General features: G+C 59.1%; 13 protein-coding genes. 10 read left to right on the top strand and 3 right to left on the bottom strand.

Annotated elements, in window-relative coordinates; genetic code table 11:
* Nucleotides 1–122 precede the first annotated feature (122 nt).
* From ABD819_RS04045 to ABD819_RS04070, 6 genes are all read left to right on the top strand, one after another.
* Nucleotides 123–2,726 carry an ATP-dependent Clp protease ATP-binding subunit gene (locus ABD819_RS04045; protein WP_345121246.1) on the top strand — a complete coding sequence of 868 codons (2,604 nt, stop codon included), beginning with the start codon at nt 123–125 and terminating at the stop codon, nt 2,724–2,726.
* A 118-nt stretch (nt 2,727–2,844) separates the two neighbouring features.
* Entirely contained in the window at nt 2,845–3,483 is a 639-nt protein-coding gene (locus ABD819_RS04050; protein ID WP_345121248.1) for a Uma2 family endonuclease, read from the top strand.
* 80 nt (nt 3,484–3,563) lie between these two features.
* Nucleotides 3,564–5,708, top strand: a complete 2,145-nt coding sequence (locus ABD819_RS04055; protein ID WP_345121250.1) for a S9 family peptidase — start codon at nt 3,564–3,566, stop codon at nt 5,706–5,708.
* A 225-nt stretch (nt 5,709–5,933) separates the two neighbouring features.
* Entirely contained in the window at nt 5,934–7,502 is a 1,569-nt protein-coding gene (locus ABD819_RS04060) for an acyl-CoA carboxylase subunit beta (protein WP_345121252.1), read from the top strand.
* Between the two features lie 129 nt (nt 7,503–7,631).
* The gene (locus tag ABD819_RS04065; RefSeq protein WP_345121254.1) at nt 7,632–8,702 is read left to right on the top strand and encodes a M42 family metallopeptidase; all 1,071 of its coding nucleotides are present in this window, start codon (nt 7,632–7,634) and stop codon (nt 8,700–8,702) included.
* Between the two features lie 140 nt (nt 8,703–8,842).
* Nucleotides 8,843–9,655: an ABC transporter substrate-binding protein gene (locus ABD819_RS04070; RefSeq protein WP_345121256.1), complete on the top strand. Its 813-nt coding sequence runs from the start codon at nt 8,843–8,845 to the stop codon at nt 9,653–9,655.
* On the opposite strand, the gene ABD819_RS04075 is transcribed toward ABD819_RS04070, so the two are convergent.
* The 3 genes from ABD819_RS04075 to ABD819_RS04085 form a co-directional block, all read right to left on the bottom strand.
* Nucleotides 9,639–10,883 (bottom strand): 3-phosphoshikimate 1-carboxyvinyltransferase, encoded by a 1,245-nt coding sequence (locus ABD819_RS04075; RefSeq protein ID WP_345121258.1) that lies wholly within the window; start codon nt 10,881–10,883, stop codon nt 9,639–9,641. The two genes, ABD819_RS04070 and ABD819_RS04075, sit on opposite strands and share 17 nt — an antisense overlap.
* Nucleotides 10,884–11,010: 127 nt before the next feature.
* Nucleotides 11,011–12,051 (bottom strand): 3-dehydroquinate synthase, encoded by a 1,041-nt coding sequence (gene aroB, locus ABD819_RS04080; protein WP_345121260.1) that lies wholly within the window; start codon nt 12,049–12,051, stop codon nt 11,011–11,013.
* Between the two features lie 34 nt (nt 12,052–12,085).
* Entirely contained in the window at nt 12,086–13,213 is a 1,128-nt protein-coding gene (locus tag ABD819_RS04085; protein WP_345121263.1) for a chorismate mutase, read from the bottom strand.
* A 146-nt stretch (nt 13,214–13,359) separates the two neighbouring features.
* Here ABD819_RS04085 and ABD819_RS04090 point away from each other — a divergent pair, with 146 nt between their 5' ends.
* The 4 genes from ABD819_RS04090 (at nt 13,360) to ABD819_RS04105 (ending at nt 18,545) form a co-directional block, all read left to right on the top strand.
* Nucleotides 13,360–14,559, top strand: coding sequence for a proline dehydrogenase family protein (locus ABD819_RS04090; protein WP_345121265.1), 1,200 nt, complete (start codon nt 13,360–13,362; stop codon nt 14,557–14,559).
* A 225-nt stretch (nt 14,560–14,784) separates the two neighbouring features.
* Nucleotides 14,785–15,153, top strand: a complete 369-nt coding sequence (locus ABD819_RS04095) for a hypothetical protein (protein WP_345121267.1) — start codon at nt 14,785–14,787, stop codon at nt 15,151–15,153.
* Nucleotides 15,154–15,312: 159 nt separating this feature from the next.
* A complete protein-coding gene (locus tag ABD819_RS04100; RefSeq protein WP_345121269.1) occupies nt 15,313–16,128 on the top strand; it encodes a hypothetical protein in 816 nt (271 codons plus the stop codon).
* Between the two features lie 245 nt (nt 16,129–16,373).
* Entirely contained in the window at nt 16,374–18,545 is a 2,172-nt protein-coding gene (locus ABD819_RS04105) for a carboxy terminal-processing peptidase (RefSeq protein ID WP_345121271.1), read from the top strand.
* Nucleotides 18,546–18,716: the final 171 nt, after the last annotated feature.

Below are 18,716 nucleotides of genomic sequence, written 5' to 3' on the forward strand. Positions count from 1 at the left end.
GGGTTTCTTTCCGCCCGAACCTTCGCCCGAATCTGCTTGTTTTCAAGCGACATCGGCCCAACCCGTCATTCGTGTACTCGCCCGACGCGGGGCTATTCGATTTTTTTACTACGTTTATTGGAATGGAAGCTAAATTCTCAAACCGCGTCAAAGAGGTTATTTCCCTCAGTCGGGAGGAAGCCATCCGTCTCGGGCACGATTATATCGGTACCGAGCACCTGTTGCTGGGCATGATTCGCGAAGCCGAAGGCACCGCGCTGGGCTTGCTGCGCAAGCTGGGCGTGTCCATCGATGAGCTGAAGTTCTCGCTCGAACAGGCTACCCGCAACACCGCCACCCAGGGCACCAGCATCACCGGCTCGATTCCGCTCACCAAGCAGACCGAGAAGGTGTTGAAAATAACCTACCTGGAGGCCAAAATCTTCAAGTCCGAAATCATCGGCACCGAGCACCTGTTGTTGTCTATCCTGCGGGACGAGGACAATATTTCTTCCCAAATTCTCAGCAAATTCAACGTGAACTACGAAACTGTGCGCGACTCGCTGGATTACCATGGTAACGCCGGCTCTGTCCCGCAAAACCGCACCCCCGACACCGACGACGACGACAACGACAAGTTGTTTGGCGGCGGCACTCCCGGCCGCGGTGCCGGGGCTGGCACCACCAAGAAGCCCGGCGAAAAATCGCGCACTCCGGTGCTCGACAACTTCGGCCGCGACCTCACCAAAATGGCCGAGGACGACAAGCTCGACCCCATTGTGGGCCGCGAAAAGGAAATTGAGCGCGTAGCCCAGATTCTAAGCCGCCGCAAAAAGAATAACCCCATTCTCATCGGTGAGCCCGGCGTGGGCAAAACGGCCATCGCCGAAGGCCTCGCCCTGCGCATCATCCAGAAGAAGGTAAGCCGCGTGCTCTTCAATAAGCGCGTAGTAACGCTGGACCTGGCTTCGCTGGTGGCCGGCACCAAGTACCGTGGTCAGTTTGAGGAGCGCATGAAGGCCGTGATGAACGAGCTGGAGAAGTCGCCCGACGTGATTCTGTTTATTGACGAGCTGCATACCATCGTAGGGGCTGGCGGGGCTTCGGGCTCGCTCGATGCTTCCAACATGTTTAAGCCGGCCCTGGCCCGCGGCGAAATTCAATGCATCGGCGCCACTACGCTGGATGAGTACCGTCAGTACATCGAGAAAGACGGGGCCCTGGCCCGTCGTTTCCAGATGGTGATGGTGGACCCCACCACGCCCGAGGAGACCATTGAAATCCTGCACAACATCAAGGACAAGTATCAGGACCACCACCACGTGGTGTACACCGATAAGGCCATTGAGCAGTGCGTGCTGCTGTCGGACCGTTACATGTCTGACCGTTTCCTGCCGGACAAGGCCATTGATATTCTCGATGAGGCCGGTGCCCGTGTGCACATCAACAATATTGTGGTGCCCGAAGATATTCTCACGCTCGAAGAGCAGATTGAGAACATCAAAGGCGAGAAAAACCGCGTGGTGAAATCGCAGAAATACGAGGAAGCCGCCAAGCTCCGCGACACCGAGAAGAAACTTCTGGACCAACTCGAAACGGCTAAAAAGAGCTGGGAAGAGGAAACCAAGAAGAAGCGCTACACGGTGAAAGAGGAGAACGTGGCCGAGGTTATCGCCATGATGACCGGCATCCCCGTTTCGCGCGTGGCACAGAACGAAAGCCAGAAACTTCTCAACATGAACGAGGAGCTGCAAGGCAAAGTAATTGGCCAGGACAAAGCCATCAAACAGCTCGTGAAAGCCATTCAGCGCACGCGGGTTGGTTTGAAGGACCCCAAGAAGCCGATTGGCTCGTTCGTATTCCTCGGCCCGACGGGCGTGGGTAAGACGGAGCTGGCCAAGGTGCTCGCTACCTACCTCTTCGATAAGGAAGATGCGCTGGTGCGCGTCGACATGTCGGAATACATGGAGAAATTCAGCGTATCGCGCCTGGTGGGCGCGCCTCCCGGCTACGTGGGCTACGAAGAGGGTGGCCAGCTGACGGAAAAAATCCGCCGCAAGCCGTATTCGGTTATCCTGCTCGATGAGATTGAGAAGGCGCACCCGGACGTGTACAACCTGCTGTTGCAGGTGCTGGACGACGGTATCCTGACCGACGGCCTCGGCCGCAAGGTGGACTTCCGGAACACCATCATCATCATGACTTCGAATATCGGGGCACGGGACCTGCAGGACTTTGGCGCGGGCATCGGCTTCGGCACCAAGGCCCGCGAGGCCAACATGGACGAGCTAACCAAGGGCACCATCACCAACGCCCTGAAGAAGACTTTTTCGCCCGAGTTCCTCAACCGTTTGGATGACGTTATCGTCTTCAACTCGCTGGATAAAAAGGATATTCACAAAATCATCGACATCAGCCTGGCCAAGCTCCTCTCGCGGGTGCAGGCCCTGGGCTACCGTGTCGAGCTGACCGAGAAGGCCAAGGATTTTGTGTCGGATAAAGGCTACGACCCCAAATACGGTGCCCGTCCGTTGAATCGTGCCATCCAGAAGTACATCGAAGACCCGATTGCCGAGGAAATCCTCAAGGCGCAGGTGGTGCAGGGCGACGTCATCACGGCGGACTACACCGAAGGTGCCGAGGAACTGACCTTTGCCGTGAGCAAAAGCGGCGAGGCACAGAACCTGGCCAGCGACGAGCGCCCGGCCGAAACGCCGGAAGCTCCGGACTCGGACGCGAAGAAGTAGCTTGCGGCAGTAGCACATGCTTTAGCTTGTGCCTGAGTAGCAAAGGCCGGCCCCAGCAATGGAGCCGGCCTTTTCGTTGTTAATTTGGTATTCGCTAACTCCTCAATTCCCGCTCGCCATGTCTGCCGCCCTCGCCCAGCCCAAGCTTCCGCCCAAAACCTGGTACAGTCCGGAAGAATACCTCGCGTTCGACAACGCGGCCGAAGGCCGGTTCGAATACATGGATGGCCGCATCACGCCCGTGGGCCAGCCCGATATGGTGAACGTGCTCGACCCCACCTTTCGGGCGGGGGCCAGCCCGGCCCACTACCGCTTGGCAAACCGATTAGCAGGCTTGTTATTCAGCCGACTGCGAAATGGGTGCGAAGCCGCATCCAGCGATGCCCGCGTCCATATCCCCGTAACCCGCGCCTACACTTACCCCGACTTGGTTATCGTGTGCGGCAAGCCGGAGTACCTCGACCCTGAAGCCGCTCTGCCCTCGCTCACTAATCCGAAAGTCATCATTGAAATCCTTTCCGATTCGACGGCCGAATACGACCGGATGGGTAAGTTTATGCGCTACCGCAGCATCGAAGCGTTGCAGGAGTACGTGTTGATTGACTCCCGCCAGCTGGCCGTGGAAGTATTCAGCCGGCACGCAAACGGTTGGAACTACGCGCCAGCCACCGAGCCGGCCGACTTGCTGACACTCACCAGTGTGGGCGTGCGCATAGCGCTGAGCGAGCTGTACGCAGGCATTGTGGGCGAGTTATAAGCCCCCGAGCGGCTGCGCATTATCTTGCTGCCTGATTCTAACTAACATCGCCGAACCCCAGCACTTTCACTCCCTTCTCCATGAATTTTCTGCAAAGAGCGGCCCTGGCCGGGGCCGGCGCGGCCCTCACCAGCGGGGCCATGGCGCAATCGGCCCCGGTGGCTCCAATCAAGCCCAAGGTATTCACCGATTTCGGCATCACGCGCACCGACAACTACTACTGGCTGAACCAGCCGACCGAACCGGCTGTCCTGAAATATCTCAACGCGGAGAATGCCTATTTCGACCAGCAGATGGCCGGGGCGCAGGCATTGCAGAAGAAGCTGGCCGCCGAAATTAAGAACCGCATCAAGCAGGAAGATGCCACCGAGCCTTACCGCGACAATGGGTACTACTACTACTCACGCTTTGAGTTTGCTTCGGAATACCCGGTTTATTGCCGCAAGAAGGGCAGCGTAATCGGGCCGGAAGAGGTGCTGCTCAACGGCGATGAGATGGGCACCGGCCAGAAGTATTTTCAGATTGGCGACTGGTCCGTGAGCGATAATAACCAGCTGCTGGCCTTCTCGGTAGACACCGTGAGCCGGCGGCTCTACACGCTGCGCTTCAAAGATATTGCGACGGGCAAGCTGTTGCCGGAGCGTATTGTCAACACGGGCGGCGAGGTGGTTTGGGCGGCCGACAATAAGACGGTGTTCTACACCAAAAAGAACGTGACCACGCTGCTGCCCTATCAGGTGTATCGGCACACGCTGGGCACCGACCCCAAGGGCGACGCGCTGGTGTATGAGGAGCGCGACAACACGTTTAACGTGCAGGTGAACCGGTCGAAATCAAAGAAATATATCGGCATCGAGCTCGCCAGCTCGCTGTCGTCGGAGTACCGCTACCTGGAGGCCAGTGCGCCCACCGAGCAGCCCAAGGTGTTTCAGCGCCGTGAGAAGGACCACCTGTATCAGGTGGAGCACCTGGCCGACAAATTCTACATCCGGACCAATTGGCAGGCCCCCAACTACCGCCTGATGACCACGCCCGTGGCCACCACCGGCAAAGCCACCTGGACCGATGCGCTGACCCGCCACCCGGAAATTTTCCTCGATAACTTCGAGCTGTTCAAGGAATATTTTGTGCTGAACGAGCGCAAGGGTGGCCTGCGCCAGCTGCGCGTGGTGAGCCTGAAAGACAAACAGGAGCATTACCTGCCCTTTGAAGAGCCGGCTTACACGGCCACTATCGGCGTGAACCGGGAGCAGGACACGCCGGTACTGCGCTATAACTACACCTCGCTCACCACCCCGGCCTCCATCTTTGAGTACGACATGAGCACCCGTGTCGCGACCCTGCTGAAGGAGCAGCCGGTGCAGGGCAACTACAACAAGTTCGACTACGTGACGGACCGCGTATTCGTGAAATCGCGGGATAACAAGTTCATTCCCATGTCCATCGTGTATAAGAAGGGCACGAAGCTGGACGGGAGCGCACCGCTGCTGCAATACGCCTACGGCTCCTACGGCTTTTCGCAGGACCCCACCTTCAGCGCCGCCCGCCTGAGCTTGCTGAACCGGGGCTTCGTGTACGCGCTGTGTAACATTCGGGGCGGGCAGGAAATGGGCCGACAGTGGTTTGAGGACGGCCGGATGCTGCACAAAATCAACAGCTTCAACGACTTTATCGACTGTTCCGAATACCTCACCAAGCCGCACGAGGCCACCGTAGGCAGTGCCAAGGTACAGCAGCGCTACACGGCTTCGGATAAGCTATTTGCCATGGGCGGCAGCGCCGGCGGCCTGCTGATGGGGGCCGTGCTGAACATGCGGCCCGCCCTCTACAAGGGCGTGATTGCCGCCGTGCCGTTCGTGGATGTGGTTACGACCATGGCCGACCCCACCATCCCGCTCACCACCAGTGAGTACGACCAATGGGGCAACCCCGCCGACGAGGAATACTTCAAGTACATGCTCTCCTACTCGCCCTACGACAACGTGAAAGCGCAGGCTTACCCCAACATTCTGGTTACCACCGGCCTGCACGACTCGCAGGTGCAATATTATGAGCCGGCCAAATGGGTAGCCAAGCTACGGGCCCGCAAGACGGATAAGAACCTACTGCTGCTGCACACCGACATGGTAGCCGGCCACGGCGGGGCGTCGGGCCGCTTCAAGTCGATTGACGACACGGCCCGGCAATACGCGTTTATGCTGATGCTGCTGGGCAAGACGCTGTAGAGCGGCACGGAAGAGAGATGAAAGAACGTCATGCCGAGCGCAGCCGAGGCATCTCGCGTGCCCTAGTAAACCCAGTCGATTGGATTACTGCCACACGCGAGATGCCTCGGCTACGCTCGGCATGACGTTCTGCTCTTCCTATCCTGCGCCCCGTAATCTACCCGTAACCTACCTTTGGCTTCCAATTCCCGCGCACCCATCCCACCCGCGCGCTTACCCCTGCTCATGCCCGACCCGCACGCCCACGCCCACCTTTCCAAAACCGATTTGCTGGCCCGCAAAAACGAAGAAGCCCTGCTCGGCGGCGGCCAGGCCCGCATCGACGCTCAACACAAAAAAGGCAAGCTCACCGCCCGCGAACGGGTTGATTTGCTGATGGACGAAGGCTCGTTCGAGGAAATCGGCAAGTTCGTGATGCACCGCTCCAAAGACTTTGGGCTGGATAAAGAGCATTACCTCGGCGATGGCGTGATAACCGGCTACGGCACGGTGAATGGCCGGCTGGTGTACATTTTCTCGCAGGATTTCACGGTTTTCGGTGGCTCATTGAGCGAAACCCACGCCGAGAAAATCGTAAAAATCATGGACCTCGCCATGAAGAACGGCGCGCCCGTCATCGGCCTGAATGACTCGGGCGGGGCCCGGATTCAGGAAGGCGTGGTGAGCCTCGGTGGCTACGCCGACATCTTCTATAAGAATACCCTGGCCTCGGGCGTGGTGCCGCAGCTCTCGGCCATTATGGGGCCATGCGCGGGCGGCGCGGTGTATTCGCCGGCCATCACCGACTTTATTCTGATGGTGGAGCACACGAGCTACATGTTCGTGACCGGCCCCAACGTGGTGAAAACCGTGACCCACGAAGAAGTAACCAGCGAAGAGTTGGGCGGGGCCAGCACCCACTCGGCCAAAAGCGGCGTGACGCACTTCAGCTGTGCCAACGAAGTGGTGGCCATCAATAATGTCAAGCAGCTGCTGAGCTACATGCCGCAGAACTGCGAGGAAACTGCCCCCGCCCAGCCCTACGAGGCCAGCGGCGACGAAAGCCGCCCGGCGCTGGATAAGCTGATTCCCGACAACGCCAACCAGCCCTACGACATGCGTGAGGTGATTGAAGGCATTATCGATGCAAATTCCTTCCTCGAAGTCCACCAGAATTTCGCCGAGAATATCGTGGTTGGTTTCGCCCGGCTGGCGGGCCGCAGCATCGGCATCGTGGGCAACCAGCCGGCCGTGCTGGCCGGCGTGCTCGACATCAATGCCAGCACCAAAGCCGCCCGTTTCGTGCGCTTCTGCGATGCGTTCAACATCCCGCTGCTGGTGCTGGAGGACGTGCCCGGCTTCCTGCCCGGCACCGACCAGGAGTGGCGCGGCATCATCACCAACGGGGCCAAATTGCTCTACGCCTTCTGCGAGGCCACCGTGCCGCGCATCACCGTCATCACCCGCAAAGCTTATGGCGGGGCTTATGATGTGATGAACTCCAAGCATATTGGGGCCGATATGAACTACGCCTGGCCCACGGCCGAAATCGCCGTAATGGGTGCCAAAGGCGCGGCCGAAATCATCTTCAAACGCGAAATCGCCAAGGCCGACGACCCGGCCGCCAAGCTCCAGGAGAAGGTCGACGAGTACCAGGAGAAATTCGCCACGCCCTATCGCGCCGCCCACCGCGGCTTCGTGGACGAGGTAATTCTACCCTCGCAGACGCGTCAGAAACTGATTCGCGCCTTCAAGATGCTGGAGAACAAAGTGGATACTATGCCGCGTAAGAAGCACGGCAACATTCCGCTGTAAAGTCGGCTTATTTGGACGTCATGCTGAGCTTGCCGAAGCATCTCTACCGCAATAGTAATTATTTACTTACGCGGCAGAGATGCTTCGGCAAGCTCAGCATGACGTTATTAACATTAATAACTCCCTACTATGCGTCCCGAATCGTTCGAATTCCTCCAAGCTTACCTCAACAATCCCTCTCCCACCGGCTTCGAAAAAGAAGGCCAGAAACTGTGGCTGGAGTACCTCAAGCCCTATATCGACGAATATTTCGTGGATACCTACGGCACGGTGGTGGGCGTGATTAACCCCAAGGCGAAATACAAAGTCGTCATCGAGGCGCACGCCGATGAGATTTCCTATTTCGTGAATTACATCACCAAGGAAGGCTATTTGTATCTGCGGCGCAACGGCGGTTCCGACCCGCTGGTAGCGCCCAGCAAACGGGTAAATATCTTCGGTGAGAAAGGCATAGTGAAGGCCATTTTTGGCTGGCCCGCCATCCACGTCCGCAAGGTGGAGCAGGACAAAGCGCCCACCATCGAGACGGTGTTTTTGGACTGCGGCGCGAGCAGCGCCGAGGAAGTGGCCGAAATGGGCGTGCACGTGGGCTCCGTAGTCACGTTTGAGGACGAGATGACGGTGCTCAACGACAAGTTTTACGTGGGCCGGGCGCTCGACAACCGCGTGGGCGGCTTCATGATTGCCGAGGTGGCGCGCATGCTGAAGGAGAACAAGAAAAAGCTGCCCTTCGGCCTCTACATCGTGAATGCCGTGCAGGAGGAAATTGGCCTGCGCGGAGCCGAAATGGTAGCCCACCGCATCAACCCCGACGTGGCCATCATCACCGACGTGACGCACGACAGCCAGTCGCCGATGTATGAGAAAAAGACGGCTGGCGACATTTCCTGCGGCAAAGGCCCGGTGATTACCTACGGCCCGGCCGTGCAGAACAACCTGCGCGACCTCATCATCGACACCGCCAAAAAAGCCGAAATTCCGTTCCAGCGCGCCGCCGCCACCCGCGCTACCGGCACCGATACAGATGCCTTTGCCTACTCCGGCTCCGGCGTGGCTTCGGCCCTGATTTCACTGCCGCTGAAGTACATGCACACCACCGTGGAAACCGTGCACAAAGACGACGTGGAGAGCGTAACGCAGCTCATTTACGAAACGCTGCTGCGCATCGAAGACGGCCACGATTTCCGGTATTTTGTCTGAACCGCGGATTTATCGGATTAGTCGGATTCACCGGATTTTGTGGCCGAATCGACATAGTAAAAGGCCCGCAACTGCGGGCTTTTTTGTTGCTTGAATAGTTGAATGAGAACAGAATAAGTGCGCACCCTCCACAAAATCCGATGAATCCGACTAATCCGATAAATCCGCGGTTCAGACTTCCTTTAACCGTCACCGACCAAATGGGCCGGCGCGTGGCGGTGCCGTTTCCGCCGCGGCGCATCGTGTCGCTGGTGCCTTCGCAGACGGAATTACTGTTCGATTTAGGTTTGGGCGAAAAGGTGGTGGGCGTTACCAAATTCTGCATTCACCCTGCTGAGGCCCGCACAAAAACCACGGTAATTGGCGGCACGAAGAATTTTGATTTTGAAAAAATAGTCGCGCTGAAACCCGATTTAATAATTGGGAATAAAGAAGAGAATTATCAGGCCGGCATCGACCAGTTAGCTGCTAATTATCCGGTCTGGCTGAGTGATATCAGCAACCTGACGGAGGCGCTGGATATGATTAGGCGCGTTGGCTTTGTCGCCGGGGCTAAGGAAAGAGCGGAGGCAATGGCAGCGGAAATCGACGCCTCTTTTGCAGCGCTGGCAACTGGTGAAACGACTGTTTCGGCCGCCTATTTTATCTGGCGAAAACCGTACATGGGGGCTGCTACTGGCACTTTTATCGACGATATGCTGCGCCGTGCCGGCTTCACCAACGTCTTTGCCGGGCAGGCTCGCTACCCGGAAATAACCGCCGAACAATTGGCAGCCGCAGCACCCCGGCGCATACTCTTATCATCCGAGCCGTACCCATTTAGTGAAAAGCACATTGCCGAATTTCAGGCAATCTGCCCGACCGCGAAAATCGAAATTGTCGACGGCGAATTATTCAGCTGGTACGGCAGCCGACTCCTGAAATCAGCTGCTTACCTCAGTCAGCTTCGTTAATTACGAAACCGCTTTTCGCTAATTCATTCCAGAATTGCGGGTAGGATTTCTTCACCACCGTAGGCGACTCAATATTCAGCGGGCCCCGCAGAGCCAGCGGCGCGAAAGCCATGGCCATGCGGTGGTCGTGGTAGGTGGCTACCGATTGATTGTTGACCGCGAACCCCACCGATTCGGCCCGGAAACACCCTGCCGACACTTCGCGCAGGTCGCCGCCGAACTTGGCCAGCTCGGCTTGCAGGGCCGCGATGCGGTCCGTTTCCTTAATGCGCAGGCTCTCCAGGCCGGTCATATCCACGGGCCGGTTGAGGGCGGCCGCGACCACGGCTACGGTTTGGGCCAGGTCGGGGCAGTCGGTGAAATCCAGGGTCAGTACTTCCGCTTGGGGCGCGGGCGGCTGCTGTTTCAGGTGAATTCCATCTGGCCGAAACGTGGTTTCTACCCCAAAGTGCGTCATCATTTCAACAATGGCCTGGTCGCCCTGTAGCGACTCGCGGCGCAGGCCGGACAGCGTGATTTCGGAGCCGGCCGGGGCCAGCGCCACCAGCGAATACCAGTAGCTGGCGGCCGACCAGTCCGACTCCACGGTATAATCGGTGGGCTGGTAGTGGCCGGGCCGCACCGTCAGCGTGGCATCTTCGGCCGAGCAGTCGGCCCCAAAAAGCTGCATTAGCGCCACCGTCATGTTGATGTAGGGACGCGAGCCGACGTGCCCGGTGAGGCGCAGGCGCAGGCCGCCCGGCAGGCGCGGGCCCACCATCAGCAGCGCCGAAATGTACTGGCTGCTGATGTCACCGCGCACGGCCAGCTCGGTAGGGGCTTCGGTTTCTTTCGACGCGGTGAAGCCAGCCAGCTCCAGCGGCGGGTAGCCTTCGTTGTTGAGGTACTTGATGCCGGCTCCGGCTTGCCGCAGGGCTTCCACCAGCACACCGATGGGCCGTTGCTGCATGCGGGCGGTGCCTACAAGGCGGCCGTGCCAATTCGTAACCGCCAGATAGGCAGTCAAAAATCGCATAACCGTTCCTGCATCCTCGGCATCAAGCACATCGGTACCGGGCGCGGCAGCCAGCAAGCGGCGCATGAGCTGGGTGTCATGGGCATCGGAAAGGTTGCCGACCGTGCCGCCGCCGGCCAGGGCCTGTAGAATAAGAGCACGGTTGGCTTCGCTTTTGGAAGCCGGAAGTTGGGCGGTGCCATGGAGCGGGCCGCCGGGCCAGGAGAGGTGCATTTTTAATTCTCGGTTGTTAATTATCCGTTGTCAGTTGTCAGTCAGTTGGCTTCTGTTGGTTTCTGTTGGGTGGCAAACGCGAGCCAGCGACTAACAACGGACAACTAGCAACTGGCAACTGGTTAGGCTACAGCCGGTGGTAATACCGCAGCGACTCGGCGATTTCGGCGAGGGTCACCGGCTGGTCATACACCCCGTTGCCGATGCCTTCCAGCAGGGTGCAGTTAATGGTATTGCCGGCGTTTTTCTTATCCTGCAGTGCGAATTCGGCAATAGCTTCGGTTTCCAGGCCCACAAACGACAGCTTATCGAAGACCGAAAACACGAAGGTTTCAATTTTATCTAATTCCTCGGGGCTCAGCAGGCCCCGCTGCACCGAGAGCCAGCTTTCGCACACCAGGCCGGCAGCCACGGCTTCGCCATGCAGGGCCTCGCGGCCGGGCTGGGTGAGCAGGTAGCTTTCGAGGGCGTGGCCCACGGTATGGCCGAAATTGAGCAGCTTGCGCGGGCCGGCTTCCAGTGGGTCCTGGGCTACGATGCGCTGCTTGAGGGCCACGGAATCGCGGATGATGGCGCTCCAGTCGTCGGTGAGCCAGCCCAGGCGGCGGTTCTGCTCGAAGGCGGCGGCATCGGCAATGAGCCAGTGCTTGATGACCTCGGCGTAGCCCGACTTGAGCTGGCGCGGGTCCAGGGTTTGCAGGAACCGGGGCTCGATAAATACCGCGGCCGGGGCCTGAAATACCCCCAACTGATTCTTATAACCCTGAAAATCGACGCCCGTTTTGCCGCCCACGCTGGCATCTACCTGCGCCAGTAGCGTAGTAGGCACCTGCGCGAAGCGGATGCCGCGCTTGTAGAGCGCCGCCGCGAAGCCGCCCAAATCGGTGACTACGCCCCCGCCCAGATTCACGAGCACGGCGTGGCGGTCGGCCCGGTGCTGGGTTAGTGCGGTCCACACGGTATCGCAGCTGGCCAGCGTTTTATACTCTTCGCCGGCCGGAATTTCGATGAGGTGATAATTGGGGGGGAGGTGGGGCTCCAGCAGCGGCAGGCACAGGCGGGCGGTGTTGCCGTCGACCAGCACAAACACGCGGCTCACGGCGGGGCGGTACAGAAACTCGGCCAGCGCCGAGAGGGCTGCGGGCCCGATGATGACGGAATTATCCATGGGGCAAAAGTCGGCACAAAAAGCCGGCACCGGCTTATAGCCCCGGCCCGAGGTGCTCGACGCCATCCACCTGCGGGCGGCCATTGAGCACCTCGGTTTGCTTGCGGATGCTCTCCAGGTGAATCAGCTTGTAGAGCTCGGCCACGAATTTGTTATTCACATTCAGCTTGCTGGCCCAGTCGGTTCGAGTGCTGAATATTTCCTGCCAGCGGTCAAACTGCAGGATTTTCACGTTGTTCTCCTTTTTGTATTCGGCCAGCTCCTCCACCAGCGCCATGCGGCGGGCCAGGGCTTCCACGATTTCGCGGTCGGCCACGTCCATTTTCTGGCGCAGCTCTTCGGCTTTGTTTAGGTATTCGACGTTGTTGGAAGAGCGGTAGCGGTATTTCAGCTCGCTCAGGATTTCGCCCAGGCGCTGGGGCGTCACCTGCTGCTCGGCGTCGCTCAGGGCGTGGTCCGGGTCGGGGTGGGTTTCAATCATCAGGCCGTCGTAGTCGAGGTCGAGGGCCTTCTGGGCGATGGGCAGCAGCAGGTCGCGCCGCCCGCCAATGTGGCTGGGGTCGCAGATGAGCGGAATGTGCGGGAAGCGCGTTTTCAGCTCAATGGGCAGTATCCAGGTGGGCGCGTTGCGGTAGCGGCTGGGCGCAAACGTGCTGAACCCCCGGTGAATAGCCGCCAGGTCGGTGATGCCGGCCCGCTCCATCCGCTCCAGCGCCCCGGCCCACAGGGCCACGTCGGGGTTCACGGGGTTTTTCACCATCACGGGCACGCCGGTGCCGGCCAGCGCATCGGCCAATTCCTGCACCGCAAAGGGGTTGACGGTGGTGCGGGCCCCAATCCACAGCACGTCGATGCCGTGGCGCAGCGCATCTTCTACGTGGCGCGGCGTGGCTACCTCAATAGCCGTGGGCAGGCCGGTTTCGGCCTTCACGCGCTGTAGCCAGGGCAGCGCCACTACGCCCATGCCCTCAAACGAGCCCGGCCGGGTGCGCGGCTTCCAGATGCCGGCCCGGAACAAATCGATATTTCCCAATGCCTTCAGGCCGTGGGCGGTGGCCAGCACCTGCTCTTCGGTTTCGGCCGAGCAGGGGCCGGCAATGAGCAGCGGGTGCCCCTTACGGGCCAGCAGTTGGGTAAAGAACGTGTTCGGAACGGCGGGCATTTCTGGGGCGATAAGTAAGAACGACTTTCCGGCCGACAGCCGAAAATCACGGCAAACGTAACTCGTTTCCCCGGAACGTTGTTTACCGGTTACCTTCGCGCCCTGCTTAGCCCTGCCCAAATTCCCACGATTTAGCTGCCCAACTTATGCTGTCTCCCGCCCCCACTCAAGCCCCGCCCGTCTCGTTCGAAAACACCCGCGTGGCCTTTGCTTCCAAGTCCGATGCCCAGCTGCGCAAAGTCTACGCCCTGTTTGCGGCTATGAACAACGGAAGCCTGGTAAAAACCGGCAGCGGCCTGATGAAAGCAGCCCTGAAGTGGAACCTGCCCGGCACCCAGTTTCTCATCAAGCACTCCATCTTCGAGCAGTTTTGCGGCGGCGAAACCATTGCCGAATGCCGGCCCGTGACAGCCGAGCTGGGCAAATACAACATCGGCACCATCCTCGACTACTCGGTGGAAGGCGAAGGCAGCGACCGCAGTTACGACCGCACCCGCGACGAAATCCTGGCCACCATCGACGAGGCCCACCGCTCGGCGCACATCCCGTTCTCGGTATTCAAGGTAACGGGCGTGGCCAATGTGGCTATTCTGGAGAAAATTCAGGCCGGCCAGCTGCTCACCACCACCGAAGAAGCCGCCCACGCCCGCGCCGTGGCCCGCGTGGAAGCCCTGTGCGCCCGGGCCCACCAGCACGGCGTGCGCCTGTTTGTCGATGCTGAAGAAAGCTGGTTCCAGCACACCATCGACCTGCTGGCCTACGACATGATGGCCAAGTACAACCAGGAAAAGGCCATCGTCTGGAATACCTACCAGCTCTACCGTCACGACCGGCTGGAAGCTCTCAAAGCCGCCCACCAGGCAGCCACCGAAGCGGGCTACTATTTCGGGGTGAAGCTGGTGCGCGGTGCCTACATGGAAAAGGAGGCCCGCGTAGCCAGGCAGCGCGGCCAACAAAACCCCATCAACCCCACCAAGCAGGCCACCGACGACCTCTACGACGAAGCCCTGCGCTATTGCGTGCAGCACATCGACCGCATCAGCACCTGCGCCGGCACGCACAACGAAGCCAGCTCCCTGTTCCTCACCCAGCTCATGCAGGAGGCCCACCTTGCCCCCAGCGACCCGCGCGTGTGGTTTGCCCAGCTCTACGGCATGAGCGACAACCTCTCTTACAACCTTGCCAACGCCGGCTACAACACGGCCAAGTACCTGCCCTATGGCCCCGTGGCTGCCGTGATGCCCTACCTGCTGCGCCGGGCCGATGAAAACACCGCCATTGCGGGCCAGAGCAGCCGGGAATTTCTGCTAATTCAAAAAGAAATTCGGCGGCGTCAGGGGCGTTGATTCCGGACTGCTGACGCCCGCTTTTTACACCTGAAACAGCTCTGAAACCCGTCCTGTCACGTATTCGATAATCGGACAGCCGAATTTTAGGAACGATTCTGGTAGGGAGTAAGCCCGTTGGGTTAGAAATTGCTGGTGCCGGCGCGGTAAATAAGTTATGCCGCGCAGCCAAAATTTGCTAATTTTCAGCCCCCAAACCGGTTTTTGCTCACTTGTAACCCTGCCATGATTGGTCGTATTCGCACGTACTTAATTCGCTATTCCCGGCTGCAAACCGGTACCGTAAGCTACCTCACGCTGGTGCAGGAAGCTGAATTGGGACTTAATCTGGAAATTTCACACGAAAAATCCCGACTCAATGAGATGCTGGCCGAAATTTCGCTGGCCGAGCACGAAGCCGGACGGCCGCCACTCAGCGCGCTCGTGAAAGTGCAGGGCTCCAAGGGCCAGGGCGACAACTTCTACAAGCTGTGCGAGAAAATGGGGATGGGCGAATGGCGCACCCTAAAACAGGACGAGGAGTTCCTGAAAGGCCTCATCAGCGACTGCCGGGAATTCTGGCGCGACGAGGCCAATTTCCAGCAATTTGCCTGAGTTCCCTGAAAGGATACCGGGCACGAAGCGGACAAACGGGATAAACACGTAAAACAAGAGGAATAAGAGCAAGGGTGTAACCTCCTTTAAGGCGGTCCCGTTAAGGAGAGCAACCAGCCGGTAGGTTGGCCTTTCTTTCTCACTCTCCTTTTCCATCCCATGAACACTAACGATTCGAACAACCCGCAAAATTCCGGTACCGGCGCAGGCGCTAACTACGGCACCAGCAACACTGGCACCGGCATGGGCAACAGCACTGGCCAGAGCAACGAAGGCACTAGCTATAATGCCGGCACGGGGGCTTCGCCAACTAATTCGACTGATGGTGATGACTTCAGCGCCACTGCCAAGGGCGGTGCCATGGCCGGCACTGCTGGTGCCGCAGTAGGCCGCGCCATCGATGGCGTCCAGAACACGACCGACAGCGCCGCCCACGCCGTGACCGGCCAGCCTTACCGCGACGGCGGCAGCATGAGCGGCATGTTCCGCGACCGCAACAGCGCCGAAAAAGCCTATGAGTCGATGCACTCGCGCGGCTACGGCAAAGACGATGTAAACCTGCTTATGTCGGATGACACCCGCAAAACGCATTTTGGTGACAATACCCCTGATACCGACCTCGGCGACAAGGCCATGGAAGGTGCCGGCGTAGGCTCGGCCATTGGTGGCACCGCCGGTGCGATTATTGGTGCCATCGCCGCCATTGGTACTTCGGTAGCCCTGCCCGGCCTGGGCCTGATTATCGCTGGTCCGCTGGCCGCTGCCCTGGCTGGTGCCGGTGCCGGTGGCCTCACGGGTGGCCTGGTAGGTGCCCTGGTAGGCTCGGGCATCCCCGAGGAGCATGCTGCTGAGTACGAGAGCGGCATCAAAGACGGTGGTATCGTGATGGGCGTGAAGCCCCGCAACGCCGAAGATGCCAAGTACTTCGAAGACGAGTTCCGTCGCCACAACGGCGATAAAATCTACAAGTACTAGTTTGACTTTCAGGCGTTAGCCTGAGTGATTACGAAAAAGCCTTTCCCATCTGGGAAAGGCTTTTTTAGTGCCGTTGGCCCGCTGTAAAATTACCGCCCCCGATTCTGCTCGCTGCTTCAGGAAAGGCTTTGCGGAGTCGGGCACTTATTTCACCCCCAATGGCGTTTTTGACGTAGACAGATTGCGCTGAAAGTGCCCTGCACCGGCCGTATATTTGAATTTCATCTACGCTATATTTTTCGCTAATGTCGTTTCCCCGCTTGAAAGTCGGCCTGTATGCCTTTTTGGTGGCAGCCGTGTTCGTTCTGGCATCCTACCGGTTGTTTCACCGGGCCGATTCGGTGGTGCCGAGCAAAGACCAGGTGCTGATTGGCACCATGCTCGAAGGCCTCACCCAGGCCCATTACCAACCCGAAAAAGTAGACGACGCCTTTTCCAAGCGCGTATTCGACTTATATGTAAAGCACCTCGACTACCGCAAGCAGTTTTTGCTGGCGAGCGACATCGACCAGCTGCGCCAATACCAGACGCGCATCGACGACGAGGTGAAGCGCGGCTCGCATGAGTTTCTCGACCTCAGCACCAAGCTGATGGCCGAGCGCACCACCGAAATGCAGGGCCTGTACCGCGAAATCCTGGCCAAGCCATTCGACTTCACGGTGGATGAGTCGTTCCAGACGGATTTTGAAAAAGCGGCTTTCCCGGCCGACAAGGCCGCCCAGCGCGAGCTGTGGCGCAAGCTGCTGAAATACGAAACCCTGAGCCGGGTATCGGAGATGATGGAAGCGCAGGAGAAGGCCAAACAGAACCCCAAGCCCAGCGGCGCTACCGCCGCGCCCAGCGCCGCCAACGCCCAGGCCCCCACCGCCGCCGAACCCACTCGCACCCCCGCCCAGATGGAAGCCGAGGCCCGCAAGCGCGTGCTGAAGTACTACGACGAGCAGTTTGCCGAAATGAACGAAACGGATGCCAATGAGCGCCTGGCGACCTACGCCAACACCATTGCCAACACCTACGACCCGCACACCGAATACTTCGCGCCCAAAGCCAAGGAAGATTTCGACTACGAAATGACCGGCCGCTTCGAGGGCATCGGGGCTACACTGCGGGAGAAGGATGGCCTGATTTACGTCGATGATATTATGCCCGGCTCGGCTTCGTCGCGTCAGGGCGAGCTGAAAAAGGGCGATGCGCTGTTGCGCGTAGCCCAGGGCGCGGCCGAACCGGTAAGCATTGAGGGCTGGCACACGGCCAAAGCCGTGACGCTGATTCGCGGCAAGAAGGGCTCGGAAGTTCGCCTCACGGTGAAGAAGCCCGACGGCAGCACCAAGGTCATTCCCATTATCCGCGACGTGGTGGTGGTAGATGAGAAGTACGCCCAGTCGTCGGTCATCACCGATAAGGGCCAGAAAATTGGTTACCTGCGCCTGCCCGGCTTCTATGCCGACTTCAACGACAACGGCGGCCGGAGCTCGTCCGACGACGTGAAGAAGGAGCTCGCCAAGCTCAATGCGGAAGGCGTGAAGGGCATTGTGATGGACCTGCGCTTCAACGGCGGTGGCTCGCTCGGCGATGCCGTGTCGATGGCCGGCCTGTTTATGGGCAGCGGCCCCATGGTGCAGGTGCGCGACGGCCAGGGCCGTACCAATGTGCTGACCGACAACGACCCCCGCGTGCAGTACAGCGGCCCGCTGGTGGTGCTGGTGAACAAGTATAGCGCTTCGGCGTCGGAGATTCTGGCGGCAGCCATTCAGGACTACCGCCGCGGGGTGGTGATGGGCTCGACCAGCACTTACGGCAAGGGTACGGTGCAGCGCATCTTCGACCTCGACGAAGCGCTGCCCTCGGAGCTGAACAGCATCAAGCCCATTGGCTCGCTCAAGCTCACTACCCAGAAATTCTACCGCGTGAATGGCGGCTCGACCCAGTTTAAAGGAGTGGTTTCCGACATTGTGGTGCCCGACCTCTACTCCTACCTCGACCAGGGCGAGAAAGAATCGGATTACCCGCTGAAGTGGGATGAGATTCAGCCTGCCCGCTACCGCATGTGGGACGACGCTCCGGCGCTCGATAAGCTGCGTACCAACAGCAAGGCCCGCATCGCGGCCAATCCCGGCTTTAAGGTGATGGATGAGATGGTGAAAAGCATGCGTAAGCGCAAGGACGAAACCACCGTCTCGCTCAAGCTGAGTGCCTACCGGGCTGAACAGCAGCAGGCCAAGCTTATTTCGGACCGCTACGAAGAGGCCCAGAAGACCACCACTGCCCTCGCCTTCTCGCCCCTGGCCGCCGATGTGCGCGCCCTGGGCGGCGATACGGTGAAGGTGAACCGAGCCGCTCGCTTCACCAAAAGCCTGAAAAAGGACATCACCATCGGCGAAGCCGTAGCCGTGATTCAGGATGAGCTAAAGAACTAGCCACCGCCTTACTTAGGAGGCTGAAGCTCCCGCATCCTCTGGTGCGGGAGCTTTTTTTGGCTTTTTTTTAGCATGACAACCTTGTTAGTAAATATGGGTGAAGAGTATTATTTCAAATGATTATTTTAATTTGAAATAACTAGTTGATTATCAGTAATTTTAATACATATT

This window comes from Hymenobacter antarcticus (genome assembly GCF_039539545.1).
GTDB lineage: Bacteria > Bacteroidota > Bacteroidia > Cytophagales > Hymenobacteraceae > Hymenobacter > Hymenobacter antarcticus.